The 14,717-nt window shown below is 72.0% G+C and carries 12 protein-coding genes; 1 reads left to right on the top strand and 11 read right to left on the bottom strand.

Annotation, left to right across the window (positions count from 1 at the left end):
• Positions 1 to 2: 2 nt before the first annotated feature.
• From ACZ7PG_RS37100 to ACZ7PG_RS37080, 5 genes are all read right to left on the bottom strand, one after another.
• Positions 3 to 848 (bottom strand): carbohydrate ABC transporter permease, encoded by an 846-nt coding sequence (locus ACZ7PG_RS37100; protein ID WP_470243850.1) that lies wholly within the window; start codon positions 846 to 848, stop codon positions 3 to 5.
• The gene (locus ACZ7PG_RS37095; protein WP_470243849.1) at positions 845 to 1,828 is read right to left on the bottom strand and encodes a carbohydrate ABC transporter permease; all 984 of its coding nucleotides are present in this window, start codon (positions 1,826 to 1,828) and stop codon (positions 845 to 847) included. The genes ACZ7PG_RS37100 and ACZ7PG_RS37095 overlap by 4 nt, the downstream gene beginning before the upstream one ends.
• 3 nt (positions 1,829 to 1,831) lie before the next feature.
• Positions 1,832 to 3,115: an ABC transporter substrate-binding protein gene (locus tag ACZ7PG_RS37090; RefSeq protein WP_470243848.1), complete on the bottom strand. Its 1,284-nt coding sequence runs from the start codon at positions 3,113 to 3,115 to the stop codon at positions 1,832 to 1,834.
• Between the two features lie 207 nt (positions 3,116 to 3,322).
• Positions 3,323 to 4,504 carry a Gfo/Idh/MocA family protein gene (locus tag ACZ7PG_RS37085; protein ID WP_470243847.1) on the bottom strand — a complete coding sequence of 394 codons (1,182 nt, stop codon included), beginning with the start codon at positions 4,502 to 4,504 and terminating at the stop codon, positions 3,323 to 3,325.
• Positions 4,505 to 4,715: 211 nt separating this feature from the next.
• The gene (locus ACZ7PG_RS37080) at positions 4,716 to 5,684 is read right to left on the bottom strand and encodes a pectate lyase family protein (RefSeq protein ID WP_470243846.1); all 969 of its coding nucleotides are present in this window, start codon (positions 5,682 to 5,684) and stop codon (positions 4,716 to 4,718) included.
• A gap of 229 nt (positions 5,685 to 5,913) precedes the next feature.
• On the opposite strand from ACZ7PG_RS37080, the gene ACZ7PG_RS37075 reads away from it, so the two are divergent.
• Positions 5,914 to 6,891, top strand: a complete 978-nt coding sequence (locus tag ACZ7PG_RS37075; protein WP_470243845.1) for a LacI family DNA-binding transcriptional regulator — start codon at positions 5,914 to 5,916, stop codon at positions 6,889 to 6,891.
• On the opposite strand, the gene ACZ7PG_RS37070 is transcribed toward ACZ7PG_RS37075, so the two are convergent.
• The 6 genes from ACZ7PG_RS37070 to ACZ7PG_RS37045 form a co-directional block, all read right to left on the bottom strand.
• The gene (locus ACZ7PG_RS37070; RefSeq protein ID WP_470243844.1) at positions 6,888 to 8,129 is read right to left on the bottom strand and encodes an FAD-binding protein; all 1,242 of its coding nucleotides are present in this window, start codon (positions 8,127 to 8,129) and stop codon (positions 6,888 to 6,890) included. The two genes, ACZ7PG_RS37075 and ACZ7PG_RS37070, sit on opposite strands and share 4 nt — an antisense overlap.
• Positions 8,130 to 8,184: 55 nt before the next feature.
• Entirely contained in the window at positions 8,185 to 9,216 is a 1,032-nt protein-coding gene (locus tag ACZ7PG_RS37065; RefSeq protein ID WP_470243843.1) for an Lrp/AsnC family transcriptional regulator, read from the bottom strand.
• A gap of 196 nt (positions 9,217 to 9,412) precedes the next feature.
• A complete protein-coding gene (locus ACZ7PG_RS37060; RefSeq protein ID WP_470243842.1) occupies positions 9,413 to 10,180 on the bottom strand; it encodes a hypothetical protein in 768 nt (255 codons plus the stop codon).
• Positions 10,177 to 10,764 carry a papain-like cysteine protease family protein gene (locus ACZ7PG_RS37055; RefSeq protein WP_470243841.1) on the bottom strand — a complete coding sequence of 196 codons (588 nt, stop codon included), beginning with the start codon at positions 10,762 to 10,764 and terminating at the stop codon, positions 10,177 to 10,179. Before ACZ7PG_RS37055 ends, ACZ7PG_RS37060 begins: the two co-directional genes overlap by 4 nt.
• A gap of 199 nt (positions 10,765 to 10,963) precedes the next feature.
• Positions 10,964 to 11,554, bottom strand: a complete 591-nt coding sequence (locus ACZ7PG_RS37050; RefSeq protein ID WP_470243840.1) for a DUF6801 domain-containing protein — start codon at positions 11,552 to 11,554, stop codon at positions 10,964 to 10,966.
• A 182-nt stretch (positions 11,555 to 11,736) separates the two neighbouring features.
• A complete protein-coding gene (locus tag ACZ7PG_RS37045) occupies positions 11,737 to 14,475 on the bottom strand; it encodes an AfsR/SARP family transcriptional regulator (RefSeq protein ID WP_470243839.1) in 2,739 nt (912 codons plus the stop codon).
• Positions 14,476 to 14,717: the final 242 nt, after the last annotated feature.

Genomic DNA, 14,717 nt, shown 5'->3' with positions numbered 1-14,717 from the left:
CGTCACCCCTTCAGGCCGCTGGTGCTGACGCCTTCGACCAGCAGGCGCTGGAAGGCGAGGAAGAAGAGCACGATCGGGACGAGCGCGAGCGCCGACATGGCGAACATCGCGCCGAAGTTCGACTCGCTGCTCGTGTCGACGAACAGCCGCAGGCCGAGCGGCACGGTGAACTTCTCCGTGTCGTTCAGGTACACCATCTGCGTGAAGAAATCGTTCCACGTCCAGATGAACGTGAAGATCGACGTCGTGACCAGCGCCGGTTTCGACAGCGGCAGCACGACGTGCCAGAACGTGCGGTAGACGCTACAGCCGTCGATGATCGCGGCCTCGTCGAGCTCGCGCGGGATCCCGCGCATGAACTGGACGATCAGGAACACGAAGAACGCCTCGGTGGCCAGCAGCTTCGGCAGGATCAGCGGGACGAACGTGTTGACCAGGCCGGCCTGCTGGAAGATCACGTACTGCGGGATGAGCGTCACGTGGTAGGGCAGCATCAGCGTCGTGATCATGAACGCGAACAGCGCGCCGCGGAAGCGGAACTTCAGCCGGGCGAACGCATAAGCGGCGAGCGAGCAGGACAGCACGTTGGCCGCCACGGACAGCCCGGCGACCAGGAAGGAGTTGAGGAAGAAGCGGCCGAACCCGACGTCCGCCGCGCCTTCCCAGCCCTTGGTGTAGCCGTCGAAGACGAACCGCGTGGGCAGCAGCGACAGCCGGGACAAGATCTCGTCCGGCGGCTTGACCGACGCGAACGCCAGCCACACCAGCGGGTACAGCACCACGGCGACGATCACGAGGCACAGCACGTGCCGGCCCGCCGAACGCGCTGAGCGAGGGAGCACGGTCATCGGCGCTCCCCTGAGTTTTCCACGTCATCGTAGAACACCCACAGCTTCGCAGTGCGGAACACGATCGCCGTCACGATCGCGATCACCACGAGCAGCACCCACGCCATCGCGGACGCGTAGCCCATGTGGAAGTCCTGGAAGCCGACCTCGAACAGGTAGAGCGTGTAGAACAGGTCCGCGTCGGCCGGGCCGCCGCGCCCGCCGCCGATGACGAACGCCGGGGTGAACGCCTGGAACGCGTGGATGGCTTCCATCACCAGGTTGAAGAAGATCACCGGCGAGAGCATCGGCAGGGTGATGTGCCGGAACCGGCGGAACGCGCCGGCGCCGTCGATCGCGGCCGCTTCGTGCAGCTCGGCCGGGATCTGCTTGAGGCCGGCCAGGAAGATCACCATCGGCGCGCCGAACTGCCAGACCCCGAGCAGCACGATCGAGGCGAGGCTGAACTGCGGGTCGTCGACCCAGCTGGGCGTGTGCCAGCCGAAGAAGGCCAGCACCTCGTTCACCGGCCCGCCGCCCATGAACAGCGCCCGCCACACCAGCGCCGCCGCGACGCTCGCGCCGAGCAGCGACGGCGCGTAGAACGCGGCCCGGTAGAAGCCGCCTCCGCCGCGGCGGGTGTTGAGCAGCATCGCCACCAGCAGCGACACGGTGAGCTTCAGCGGTACCGAGACCAGGACGTAGATCAGGGTCACCTTCACCGACTGCAGGTAGCGGTCGTCGTCGGTGAACATGCGCGCGAAGTTGCCGAAGCCGACCCACTTCGGCGAGGTGAAGAGGTCGTAGTCGGTGAAGGACAGGTAGAGCGAGACGACCATCGGGCCGACGGTCAGCGCCACCGCGCCGAGCAGCCAGGGCGTCAGGAACGCGAAGGCCTCCGGCTGGGTCTTGCGGCGGCGCCCGGCCGGCCGGTCCCGCCTCCGGACCCGCGCGGCCGCCTCCGAAGCGACCGGCGGGTCCGGGGTGCGCACGGTCGTCATCGGCTAGCCCAGCGCCTTCGCGGCCTCGGACATGAACCGGTTCACGGCGTCGTCGACGCTCATCCGGCCGAACGCGACTTCTTCGTAGGTGCGCTGGAGCAGCTTCTGGATCGAGCCGGCGCCCTTGGGCGGGACGGACGGCGCGGCCCCGAGCTTCGGCTCGAGCGCGGCTTCGTAGTCGTAGAGCGTCTTGTCGGCGCCCTTCGCCGACGGCGCGAGCTGGGCGCGGACCTTGAGGTTCGGCGCGAGGCCGCGGTCGGTGCCGACGATCTTCCCGACCTCGGGGTCGTTGACCAGGAAGTCGACGAGCTTCGCCGCCGCCTCCTGCTGGGCGCTGCGCGCCGCGACCGACAGGAACATCGACGGCCGCCGGTACTGCCCGTTGGTCCCGTCCGCGCCGGTGGGGTACGGCGCCACGTTCAGCGGCTTGCCGTTCGCCTTCTGGTACGCGGGCAGGAGGTTGTCGTAGGCGAACTCGGAACTGGTCAGCTTCTTGCCGAGCGGCGACTGCTCGGGCGAGGTGTTGTAGGACGCCGTGACGTCGGCCGGGGACGCGCCCTTGGCGTCGCGGAACCGGCCCGCGAGCTGCCAGTACCGGCGCAGGTCGTCGGCGGCGAACCCGAGCTTGCCCGCCGGCGTGTAGAACTGCTTGCCCTGCTGGCGCAGCCAGATCTCCAGGGTCGTGTCGAGGATGCCGAAGTCGGTCGTGCCGCTGGATCCGCCCGCGGCGGAGATCTTCCGGGTCGCCTCCGCGAACTGGTCCCAGGTCAGGCCCTTGGCCGGGTCCGCGCCGGCCGCGGTGAACGCGGCCGGGTCGTACAGCATCGCCGGCGTGTTCTGCGCCCACGGCACCGCGTACCGCTTGCCCTGGTAGACGCCGGTGGCCGCGAGCTCGGGGTTGATGTCGCCCAGCGCGATCGCCTTGCCCGCGCCCTCGTTCAGGTCGGCCAGGACGCCGCGGCCGCCGTACTCGGCCAGGTAGCGGGTGTCGACGTTGAGCACGTCCGGCGGCTTGCCGCCCGCCGTCTGCGTCGCCAGCTTCTCCCAGTAGGCCGCGTACGCTGAGAACGACGTCTGCACCTTGATCTTCGGGTTCTTCTGCTGGAACAGCTCGACGGCCTTCTTGGTCAGGTTCGCCCGGCCGTCGCTGCCCCACCAGACGAACGTGATGGTCACGTCCCTGCCGTCGCTGCCCGGGTCCGAGCCGCACGCGGCGACCCCGGTCAGCAGCAGCGGCACCACCGCGGCCAGCGCGACGAGCGTTCGCCGCTCTCTTGTCCGACGCATCGAGCTCTCCGTTCTCAGCCGGTCAGCACTTTCTGAAAACGCTGTCAGCGCGCTCACGGTAGGCAGTGGGCGCGAGTCGTGTCAACGGGCGATTCGGAGCAACAACCCTTGTGCAGCAATGACTTCGCCGTTTCGCGGGCAGCTTGAGAAAGCGCTTACAGCGCACCTGGGTCGAGGCGGGCCGCCAGCGCGAGGGGCACCGGGGCGTTACCCGGTGCGTTGCGCGCCCCGGCGGACGGCGCTCGCCCACGGGACGCCGATCTCGGAGAACAGCGCCAGCCGGTCGGCGGCGACGGCGACCTCCTCGCCGATCCCCCGGACCACGGGGTGCCGGCTCGCCCCCTCGCCCGCCGTGCGGATCCAGCCGGCCGGGATCCGGGACGGCGACGGCGCGTCCCGCACCGCCTCGACCACCGACGCGAACGCGCGGGTGGCCGGCAGCGGCGCGAGCAGCGGGACCCCGGCCGGATCGAGGTGGTGGGCGACCAGGTTCCGCAGCAGGTCCACCGGTTCGCCGAGGTGCACCCGTTCGTCGTCGAGCTCCAGCCGGTGGCTCTTGTACCAGAACTTCGCGCGCCCCCGCGAGCCGTGCACCACCACGTACGGCTCGTGGTCCTGCTCGGCGCACAGCGACGCGGCGACGACGATCTCGGGCCCGCGGTCGAAGCGGATGCGCAGGCACGCCGTGTCGTCGGCTTCGATGTCACGCGTGCCGTACAGCTCCAGGGCGATCTCCGCCGGGTCGCGTCCGCCGACCCCGCCCACGAGCAGCGCGGTGGCCACCGCGTGGGAGAACGGGTTGGTCAGGGCGCCGTCGACCACGGCTTCGCCGTCCAGCCACCGGCGGCCCGCCCACGGGTTGCGGCGGTAGTAGGCGTCGGTGCGGATCCACGCCCCGGCCGCGCCGACGCCGACCACCTCGCCGAGCTTCCCGGCCGCGATCGCCGCCCGCAGCACCGGCAGCGCCGGGGAGCCGAAGCTCTGGAAGCCGGTCTGGCACGCCGAGCCGTTCTCCGCGGCCAGCCGGGACAGCGTCCGGAACCCGGCCAGGTCGAGCACCGGCGGGGTTTCCAGGAGCAGGTCGCCGCCCGCCCGCAGCACCGCGCCGCCGACGCGGACGTGCGCGTGCGGCGGGGTCGCGACCACGGTGATGTCGGGACGGCAGCGGCGGAGCAGGTCGTCGACCCCGACGTGCGCGGTGCCACCCTCGGGCAGCAGCGCGATCGCCGCAGCCGACGGCACCCGGACGTCGGCCATGCCGGCGAACCGGACCAGGCCTTCGTCGTGCAGGATGCGCGCGCGGTGCAGGTAGCTGAACGCGTAGCCGGACGTGCCGACCACGGCCAGCCGCGGCGGGTCCGCGACGGTGCGGCGCCTGCTCCCCGACATGGGTCTCCGATCGGCGCGACCGGGTGCGGCCGCGCGGGAACTGACGAATGGGCAGTTCGGGAGAAACTTCCGGTCGTCACGGTAGGGCGTTCGCGACAAGTGTGTCAATGGTCGGAACCCTGTTTCGAATTCGTCGAACGCCGGGTACTCCGAACGGCGGTTGCCGGTTCGAGTAAGCGCTTACTCGAACCGGCCGAGCGCTCGCCGCCGATCAGATCCGGCCGACGCCCGCGCCCGCGGTGACGGTGGCCTTGACCGTCGAAGTCGGCTCCAGCGTGAAGGAATACGGCGCCGTCGACATGCTTCCGGTCCGGGTGATCTTGTTCGTGCAGCCGCCGAAGGAGTTGCCCGACTCGTTCAGGTAGCCGTCGACGTCACTGTCCCCGGTCGTTTCCAGGCACACCTTCGTCGATTCGAAGACGTTGTTCTGGGCGAGGAACTGCGCGTTCATCCGCGAATGCACGGCGGAATCGGTCACGGCGTGGAAATAGTTGTCGTAGGCGTGCCCGGTGCCGAACCGCAGGCTGGGCAGCCGCGAGTTCACGTTCTCGAACCAGTTGTGGCTGTAGGTGACGTGCAGCTTGCCGGTGTCCTCGGCCGCGTTGCTGTCGCTGTGCCCGACGAGGGAGACCTTGTAGTGGTCGTGGAACTTGTTCCAGGACACGGTGATCCCGTCGGCGGCGTGGCTGATGTCGAGCAGGCCGTCGTAGTAGTCCTTGCCGTGGTCGAGGTCGGAGGACAGGTCGTTGTGGTCGACCCACACGCGGGTGGACCCACGCTGGATCTGGATGGCGTCGGTGCCGACCGCCTTCGCGATGGCCAGGTTGCGGATGATGACGTTCGACGACTTGTCCACGGCGAGCCCGCCGCCGGTGAAGCCGGACCCGGACCCGACGCCGAGGATCGTCTTGTTGGACCCGATCTTCACCAGGGTCTTGCTCGCCAGGGCGATCTTGCCGCTCACCCGGACCGTCCGGGCCGTCGTGCCGGTCACCGCGCTGGTGAACGCCGACGCCGTGGTCACGGTGACGGTCTCGCCGCCCGCGCCGCCGGTCGTGCCGGCGCCGAAGCCGACGGGAGAACTTTCGTAGGCGGCGTGCGCGACCCCGGTGGGGACCATCGCCGCGGCGAACGCGGCCGTGGCGAAAACGCGCAGGCAGAACCGGTCTTTCCTGGTCATCAGGCACCTCGAAGGGGGTGGGGACCCGCGCCCCGGGAACGGGGAACACGGCGGAGACTCCGTTCTACGATTTGCAGCAAAACCCGGTCAACGATTTTCAGGGTTTTCACCGGAAGCCCAGCCGAATGGCCCTGCGGGGGCCGGATCCTCGCTGCCGCAAGGCGATCCGTTGTTGACAACGCTGCCGGGCGTTTCCATGATGTTGCGCAGAGCCTGCCGAGGAGTAGCCGTGAGCGTGACCATTCACGACGTCGCCCGCCGGGCCAACGTGTCGATCTCGACCGTGTCGCGCGCGTTCACCTCACCCGATCTGGTCCGGCACCAGACCCGCAGCCGGGTGCTGGCCGCGGCGAGCGAGCTCGGGTACCACGCCGTCGGCACGACGCAGCCGGTCGCCCGCACCGGGCACATCGGCATCGTCGTTTCGGACCTCGGCAACCCGTTCTTCACCGGCGTGCTCGACGGCGTCCAGGCCCGGGCGCGCCAGGACGACGTCGCCGTGCTGTTCGCGAGCAGCGACCAGGACCCGGCGACCGAGCAGAACCTGGTCCGCCGGATGGCCCGGCAGGTCGACGGCGTCGTGCTGGGCAGCCCGAGCATGACCGACGACCAGCTGCGCGCGCTCGCCACGCAGACGACCCTGGTGCTGCTCAACCGCGAGGTGCCGGGGATCCCGTCGATCGTGATGGACGCCGCCGACGGGATGCGCCAGGCGATCGAGCACCTGGCCGCGCTGGGCCACCGCCGCTGCGCTTACCTCGGCGGCCCCCGGATGTCGTGGGCGAACCGCGCCCGCCGGGCGGGTCTGGCGGAGGCGGCCGAGCGGCACGGCACGGAGGTCGTCGAGTTCGGCCCGTTCCCGCCGGTGTTCGAGGGCGGGCTGCAGGGCGCGGACCTGGCGCTGGCCGCGGACGTGACGGCGATCGTGGCGTACAACGACCTCGTGGCGTTCGGGGCGCTCGCGCGGCTGAACGCCCGGGGCGTCCCGGTCCCGGACGAGATCAGCCTGGTCGGCTTCGACGACCTGGTCTTCGCGGCGATCTCGGCGCCGCCGCTGACGACGATCGCGATGCCGACGGAGGCGGCGGGCCGCGCGGCGGTCACGATCCTGCTGGACCTGCTCGACGGCGACGCGGACGAGCACACGACCCAGGTGCTCGACACCTACCTCATCGTCCGGGCGACGACGGCTCCCCCGGCGGGCTAGCCGCCGAAGACGTGACGGTCCAGGAAGGGGTTCCGGAACTTGCCGGCCGGGTCCAGTTCCCGGGCCAGAGTCCGGAAATCCGTCATCCTCGGATACGCGCCGGCGGTGTGGAAGAGCTTGCCCCAGTGCGGCCGCGCACCGAACGGCGCCAACCGCTCCTCCAGCACCGGGAGCACCGCCTCGACCTCGGGCTGGCGCGGCTGCCACGTGAAGTGCAGCGCGACCCGGTCGCCGCCGTGGCACGGGCTCAGCCACAGCTCGTCGCCCGCGATCGCGCGGATCTCCGACACCAGCAGCAAGGGTGCCAGCACGTCGCCGATCCCGCGGACCGCCCGCACGGCCGCCACCGCGTGCTCGTACGGCACGAAGTACTCCGACTGCAGCTCGTCCCCCACGCTCGGGGTGAAGGCGAGGGCGAAGTGCGGCAGCCGCTCGTGCCACGGGCCCGGCACCCCCTGCTGGGGCGTGCCGTTGCCGGCGGAGATCCCGGCCGCGTGCGCGGGGTGGCGGGGTCCGTCGGCCGGGACCGCGCCGAACAGCCCGGTCCGCCGCGTGAACGCGTCCACGCGGCTCTTGACCCACACCTGGTCGATCGTGTCGTTCGCCCAGTTCGTGAACAGGCTGACGCTGTAGCCGGCGTCCTCCATCTCGTCGAAGTGCCGCTCGACGGCCTCCCAGGGCAGAGCGTCGAAGACGTCCTGGCGGACGTCGAACGCGGGCTCGACGTCCAGGGTGATCCGCGTGACGACGCCGAGCGCGCCGACGCCGACGACCAGCCCGGGGAACTCGGCGTGGGCGCGGGTGAACGTCCGCAGCTCGCCGTTCGCGGTGACCAGCTCGATCGCGGACACGGCGGCGGCGAGTCCCGGCTGCCGCCGCCCGGAGCCGTGGGTGCCGGTCGCGACGCTGCCGGCCACGGTGATGTGCGGGAGCGACGCGAGGTTCGCCAGCGCGAACCCGGCGGCGTGCAGCTGCTCGGCGAAGTCGCCGTAGCGGGCGGACCCGCCGACGGTCACCGTCCCGTCGCCGATCTCCACCGGGACGTCGAGGGCGCGCAGGTCCAGCAGGACACCACCGGGTGAGTCGGCGATGTCGTTGAAGCAGTGGCGGCTGCCCAGGGCCTTGACCCGCGTCGCGGCCGCGACGGCCTCCCGCACCTCGTCGACCGTGCGCGGAGTCACCACCGAAGCCGCGGTGTACGCGTGGTTCCCCGCCCAGTTCGACTCGCCCACGCTCATGGTCCTTCCACCGTGCCGATCCCCGCCTCCGACCCTACGCGGGCCCGGGCGGCGGTCAGCGGGCCGGGATGATCGCCTGGTGGGTGCCGCCGAGGCCGTGCGGGCTGAGCAGCCGGCCCATCCGCTTCGGCATCCGCAGCGTGATCGCGCGGTCGAGGACGCGGGCACCCGGCGCGGCGGCCGCCAGCCGCGTCTCGTAACCCGTGCAGCCGGCCGGCTCCCGCAGCCACGCCGACACCACCAGGTTGCCCTCCCCCACCACCGCGGCCGAGAGCCGGGTCTCCGGCAGCTGCGCGATCGCGGTGCCGGCGCGGTCCAGGTCGTCCGCCGCGATGTCGAGGCGGTAGCCCGCGATCACCGGCCAGCCCGCCGGGACGTGCGCGAGGTCGCAGCGGAAGTCGAGCTCGTGGTTGCGCAGCATCCGCGCGAGCGTGCGGCGGACCGCGGACTCGCTCATCCGGCAGTCGCGGGCCAGCTCGGCGTAGCTGCGCCGGCCGTCCGCACCGAGGGACTCGACGAGCGCGCGCAGGTCCCGGTCGTCCCACTGCTGCGGGACGACCAGCCGGGCCTGCACCGCCGTCTCGTCGAGCGCCGCGCGCTGTTCGGGGGCGAGCGCGTTGACCAGCCAGCCGCTGCCCTCGCGGTAGACGCGCGTGGCGACGGCGAACCGCACCTCGCGCACCCCGGGCAGGGCGCCGAGCCGGCCGGTGACCAGCTCGTCGAGCGCGTCGAGGTCCCGCGCGGCCAGGGAGAGGAACAGCGAGAACCGGCTGGTCGTGCGTTCGACGCTGAACACCGACGGCCAGCCGCACAGCTCCCGGGTCAGCCCGGCCAGCGCGTCGGGGCGGCAGGCCAGGTCGACGTAGCCGACGGTGGTCGTCGGGGCCGTGGCGTACGCGGTCAGCCAGGCGAGCCCGGCCGCCTGCAGCCGGTCCCACCGGCGCGCGGCCGTCGTGGCATCGGTGCCGACGGCGGCCGCGATCCGCGTCCAGGGCGCCCGCGGGTCACGTTGCAGCGCCTCGACCAGCGCGAGGTCCGGACCACTCGGCCGCGCCGGTTCCGCCTGGACGACCGGGGAAACGGGCATGGCGCATTCTGACCCGATCATGATCACCTGCCAAGAGGGCCGCCGACCATCAGCATGGGACGCGGTGCCGGGCGGGATCCACGACATCACCCGCGCAGGGAGCGGCCGGCGCACGAGACGCGCGGCAGCACTGGCGTGTCCCCACGACATCACCCGCGAAGGGCGCCGCCGGGCACACCGGCGGCCCCTCGCCGACCTACCTGCGCCGCAGCCGCGGAGCCACGACCACACCCGCCGCCAGCACCAGGGCGCCGCCGAGCACGAACGGCAGCACCGGCGTCTCCCCCGGGTCCGCGGCCGGCACCGCGCGCTCGCGGCCGCCGTAGCCGCCGCCCGCTCCGTCCGTGTCGTAGGCCGAGCCCGGCAGCTTGTCCGCGTACCGCTCGTGCAGGGCCGCGCGGTAGTCCCGGACGCTCAGCTTCGTGCCCGCGGGCAGACCGGTGACCGAGCCGTCCAGCACCGTCAGGTCGTCGCCGTGGACCGCGTACCAGGCGTTGACCTGCGGTTCGTGCAGCAGATATCCCCCGGCCGCCGCCTCCGCGTACTTCCGCTCGTAGTCACCGGAGGCCACATTCACGACGTTCCAGGCCGCCCCCTGCCGCTCGGCCCAGACCGTGGCCGTGGTGCCGTCGCCGGTCCGGGCCGGGACCGCGACGTACGCGAGCGCGGCCGGGACGTCCGACGTCCCGGCGACGAACGCCGCCGTCGGCTCGTAGACCGCGACCTGGGTGCGCGGGTCGGCGTTCGCCGTGGTCGCCGCCGCGGCCGCGTGGGCGCCCGGGAACTTCGTCGTCGCGAGCCGGTCGAGGGTGGCCCGGCCGCCGGTCACCTGGCCGATCGCGGCCGTGTCGGCCGCGGTCGGGGTGCCGGCGGGCCCGGCCGCCGCGCCCGCGGTGCCGGCCGTGGTGAGCATCGCGGCGCCGGCCAGCACGGCCGCGCCCAGCGCTTTCTTCAGCACGCTCATCCCTCGATCCCGTACAGCGTGTGCGTCCACTGGAACTGGTTGTTCGAGCGGTAGGTGTCGTAGTTCATGGAGTTGTAGCGGCTGTTGTTCGGCCACGGGTCGCCGTATTCCACCTTCGTCGCGCCGCTCGAGTTGTCGTACCCGTAGAGGACGTGCATGTGGCCGCCGCCGGAACGCCAGCCGATGCGGGTGCCGATCGGCTGTCCCGCGTCGATCTGGTTCTTGATGGTGGTGAAGGAAAGCACCTGCCCGTTCGAGTTGTACGACCCGACATTCGCGAAACCGAGCGAACGGAACACCCGCTGCTGGTCGGACAGATAACCCTGGTTGTTGGCGCAGTCGGAGCCGGACTCGTTGTGCGCGATCTGGCAGAACCGCGTCTGGGAAAGCGAATATCCCCAGAAGTCGGCGATCGTGTTCCCGCTGGCGTCCCAGCACCACTGGTCCTTCTGCTGGGCCTGCATGGTGATGCCGAGGTCGGTCCGCGCGGCGGCCGCGGTCGCGGGCGCCTGCAGCGCGACGACGGCGGCCACGGCGGCCGAAACCGCCGCGAGTCCACGCAGGACTCCTGATGTGGTTTTCACGAAGTGGTCCTCCACTCGATGACGATTCGACGTGGTGGCAGGGAATACTCCGCGCCCGACCGGCGAATCGGTACCTACTAAGGGAGGATCACGTTGGGAGCGAACGGTTCCGGCGGATCCCGGCATTTCCCGGGTGCCGGAATCCGGCATCGGCTCCGGCCCGCCGGGTGGATTCCGGCGGGCCGGAGCGCGCGGTGGGTCAGCCGACCGTCGTCGTGCCGAGGGTGGCGTCCTGGTCCGGCGGGTCGAGCGTCAGGGCGACGTCGAACTCGCCGAGGCCGCTGTCGGTGACGACGTGGGTGGTCGCCGCGGAGTCGACGCTGCTGGTCGCCTCGCCCGCCGGGGTACCGGCCGGGACGGTGAAGTCGACCTGGCCCTGCGCGGTGAACTTCAGGCTGCCGTCGGCCGGGACCGGCGTCTCCGGGATCGGCAGCGCGATCGGGATGGCCACGGACTGGCCGCCGATCGCGACGTTCACCCGGGACGTGATCGTGCCCGAGATCTTCGTGGCACCGACGAGGCGCAGGCCGTCTCCGGCGGCCTGACCGGCGTCGACATCAAGACTGAACGGCACCGAAACCGGTGTGCCCGCCGTGGCGGTCGCGGGGATGTCCGCCTTGACCACCACGGTGACCTGCTGGTCGCCGATCAGCGGAAAGCCGCCTTTGTAGGTCAGCGATTTCTCGGCCGCCGCGGCCGGTCCGGCGGAAAGCACGGCCACCGCGCCCGCGAGCAGCGTGGCCAGCGCGATTCCGAGGAAGCGCTTTTTCCGCACGAGGGTTTCCGTCATGTCTGGTCCTTTCGTCGTCGAACGGCCTTTCGGATGCTAGGGGGAAACTTCCCAACCGGCCAATGTGCTTTTCCGTGGCCAGGAAATTTGTCACGCGGATTTGCGTCGCGGACATTGTTTTTTGTGACGCGCGTGCGAGTGGCGGTCCTCGAACGGCAGCGGCGGCGTGTGGGCGACGAGCGTCAACGGCGGGCCGGGGACCGGCTCCGCCGCACCTGCTCCAGCAGGTCCAGTCCGGTGGTTTCCCCTTGCCGGTTCCCGGTTTCGCGGAAGACCCGCAACGCGCGGTCGCACACCCCGCGCGCCTGCACCCGCTCGCCCGCCGCCAGCAGCGTCTGCCCGATCCCGAGCAACGCGTACGCGCTGCACCGTTCGTCGTCGAGCTCCTCGAGGATGCCCAACGCCGATCGCAGGCACGTCAACGACTCCGGCAACGCGCCCAGGTCCCGGTGGAGCGTGCCCAGTTCGGTGAGGACCTTCGCTTCGCGGTGCGGGTCGTCGATCTCCCTCGCCAGCTCACGCGCCTGGTGCAGCCACGCATCCGCCTCGGCGAACGAGCCCAGCGACGCATACGTCGTGCCCAAGGAGTTCCGCACCTGGGCGACGCCCCGGCGGTCACCGGCTCGCTCCAGGCCCGCCAGCGCCCGGCGGTAGAAGCCGAGCGCCTCCCGGGGCCGGTCGCGAACCCGTGCCACCGTGCCGAGCCCCGCCACCGCGAGCGCTTCCCCGCGCACGTCGCCCAGCGAGGCGAACAGCGACGCCGAACGTTCCATGTCCTCCACCGCCGCCGCGTACTCGTCGTGGTAGAGGCGGACTTGGCCGAGGCCTCGGTACAGCACCGCCGCTCCCGCGGTGTTTGCCGCCTCGACCGCGGCCAGCGCCGTCAGGTGGCTGCGGCGCCAGTCGTCGTACGCGCCGCGCAGGTCGTAGAACGGGACCGCCGTCGCGGTCAGCTGCCAGGCCAGCTCGTCCAGGCCCGCGTCCGCGGCCAGCTGGACCGCGGCCGCCAGCAGCTTGCGTTCCGCGGTGAACCAGCCCAGCGGATCGGTCACCCGGGCGGTGACCACCGGTGCACCGACCGCCGGCCCGGTCATCGCGCCGAACGCCGGGGGCAGACCGGCCGCGGCCGTCTTCGCCAGTGCCAGCAACACCGTCAGCACCCGGGCGAGGGCTTCGCGCCGCGACGGATCCTCGGCCAGGAGCTCCGCCGCGTAGCACCGCAGCAGATCGTGCAGCCGGTACCGGGGGTTCCCGCCGGAATCCCGCCCCGCCAACGCGACGAGGTTCGCGTCGACGAGCACGTCGAGCACCTCGTGCGCGCCGTCGCGGTCCAGCAGCGCGTCGACCACCCAGCTCGGGAAGTCCTGCGCGCCCAGCACCGCGGTCCGGCAGAACGCCGTCCGCGCGTCGGCCGGCAGCTGGCGCAGGCTCAGCTCGAAGCTCGGCCGGACACCGAGATCGCCGACGCGCAGCTCGCTCAGCCGGCTCGACTCGTCGGCCAGCCGGTCGTGCAGCGTGCGCAGGCTCCACGCCTGCCGCCCGGCCAGCCGCGCGCCGGCGATCCTGATCGCCAGCGGCAGGTAACCGCAGCAGCGGACGATGGCCGCCGCTTCGGCCGGCTCGCCGACGACCCGGTCGACACCCGCGACCCCGGCCAGCAGCCGCGAAGCCTCGTCTTCGCCGAATACCGTCAGCTCGACGTGCTTCGCGCCCGCCAGCTCCGGCAGCCGCCCGCGAGTCGTCACCAGCACCGCGCAGCCGGCGTCCCCGGGCAGCAGCGGGCGGACCTGCGCGGCGGCCGCGGCGTCGTCGAGCACCAGCAGCACCCGCCGCCCGGCCAGGCGCGAGCGGAACAGCGCGGCTCGCTGGCCGAGCCCGGCGGGGACGGTGTTCCCGGTGACGCCCAGCGCGTGCAGGAAGTCGGCGAGCACCTCGGCCGGGTCGCGCGGGGTGCCGGTGCCCGCGAGGTCGACGTACAGCTGGCCGTCGGGGAACCGGTCCGCGACGCGGTGGGCGACGTGCATGGCCAGCGCCGTCTTGCCGGTCCCCGGCGCTCCGGTCAGGACGACCGGTGCCGGGCCGAGCGCCGTCTCCAGCTCCCGGACGTAGACTTCGCGGCCGGTGAAGTCGGGCAGGTCCGCAGGAAGCTGGCGCAGCGGCGGCGGAACCACCGGCGGCGCCGCGAGCGGCTCACCCGCGAGGACCGCGGCCTGCACCGCCCTCAGTTCCGGCCCCGGTTCGACGCCGAGCTCGGCGACCAGGCGCTCCCGGGCCGTCGCGTACGCCTGCAAGGCCTCGGCCCGCCGTCCCGCGCCGGTCAGCGCGAGCAGGTACTGCTGCCAAAGCCGTTCGCGGTAAGGGTGTTCGGCCAGCAGCACGGTGAGCTCGGCGATCGCCGGGTCGTGCCGCCCCAGCTTCACCTGCAGCGCAAGGCGTTCCTCGACGGCGGCGAGCCGGTTCTCGAGGAGCCGCCCGAGCTCGGCGTCCCAGGCGGGCGCGGTCGGCAGGTCTTGGAGGGGATCTCCGCGCCACAGCGATTCCGCCTCGGCGAGCAGCTTCAGCGCCTCTTCCGGCGCGGCCGCCCGCGCGGCGCCGGCGACGAGCCGGGTGAACCGGTGCGCGTCGACGTCGCCGGGGTCGACGACCAGCGAGTAGCCCGGTCCGTGCGTGCGCAGGACGGGCCCTTCCGGCAGCAGCCGGCGCAGCCGCCACACGTAGGTCTGCAGGTTGGCGGTGGCGGACGTCGGCGGGTCGCCGGGCCAGATGGTGTCGACGAGCTGGCCGGGCGTCACCGTCCGGTTCGCGTTGAGCAGCAGGTGCGCCAGCAGGACCCGCTGCTTCGCCCCGCCGAGCGGCACCGGCCGGCCGCCGACCGTCACGAGCAACGGTCCGAGCAGGTGAAACCGCACTTCAGGACCCATCGAGCACCCCGTTCCCGCGCGAGCCGCCCCCAGGCGGAACCAAGCAGCGGGACTGTAGCCGGACGGCGCCGCGATCCGTGACGGAATCGCGCACATTCGGGACAGGGCGCCAGAACATGGCACCGGCTGGGCCGGACGGCCCACGACGAAAGTCGCGTTTTGGATCAACCGACTATCGGCGGGTATCGGAGATTCACCCACAGCAGTGACGGTAGGCGTGTCCGTCACCACACGTCACCGCG

This window comes from Amycolatopsis sp. NPDC114504, from assembly GCF_055633595.1.
This window is presented reverse-complemented; position numbering and strand designations above follow the sequence as displayed.

What these genes read in the sequence shown, in the direction of transcription:
- ACZ7PG_RS37100 (WP_470243850.1), bottom strand. Translation starts at nt 848, where the DNA reads ATGACCGTGCTCCCTCGCTCAGCGCGTTCGGCGGGCCGGCACGTGCTG.
- ACZ7PG_RS37095 (WP_470243849.1), bottom strand. Translation starts at nt 1,828, where the DNA reads ATGACGACCGTGCGCACCCCGGACCCGCCGGTCGCTTCGGAGGCGGCC.
- ACZ7PG_RS37090 (WP_470243848.1), bottom strand. Translation starts at nt 3,115, where the DNA reads ATGCGTCGGACAAGAGAGCGGCGAACGCTCGTCGCGCTGGCCGCGGTG.
- ACZ7PG_RS37085 (WP_470243847.1), bottom strand. Translation starts at nt 4,504, where the DNA reads ATGTCGGGGAGCAGGCGCCGCACCGTCGCGGACCCGCCGCGGCTGGCC.
- ACZ7PG_RS37080 (WP_470243846.1), bottom strand. Translation starts at nt 5,684, where the DNA reads ATGACCAGGAAAGACCGGTTCTGCCTGCGCGTTTTCGCCACGGCCGCG.
- ACZ7PG_RS37070 (WP_470243844.1), bottom strand. Translation starts at nt 8,129, where the DNA reads ATGAGCGTGGGCGAGTCGAACTGGGCGGGGAACCACGCGTACACCGCG.
- ACZ7PG_RS37065 (WP_470243843.1), bottom strand. Translation starts at nt 9,216, where the DNA reads ATGCCCGTTTCCCCGGTCGTCCAGGCGGAACCGGCGCGGCCGAGTGGT.
- ACZ7PG_RS37060 (WP_470243842.1), bottom strand. Translation starts at nt 10,180, where the DNA reads ATGAGCGTGCTGAAGAAAGCGCTGGGCGCGGCCGTGCTGGCCGGCGCC.
- ACZ7PG_RS37050 (WP_470243840.1), bottom strand. Translation starts at nt 11,554, where the DNA reads ATGACGGAAACCCTCGTGCGGAAAAAGCGCTTCCTCGGAATCGCGCTG.
- ACZ7PG_RS37045 (WP_470243839.1), bottom strand. Translation starts at nt 14,475, where the DNA reads ATGGGTCCTGAAGTGCGGTTTCACCTGCTCGGACCGTTGCTCGTGACG.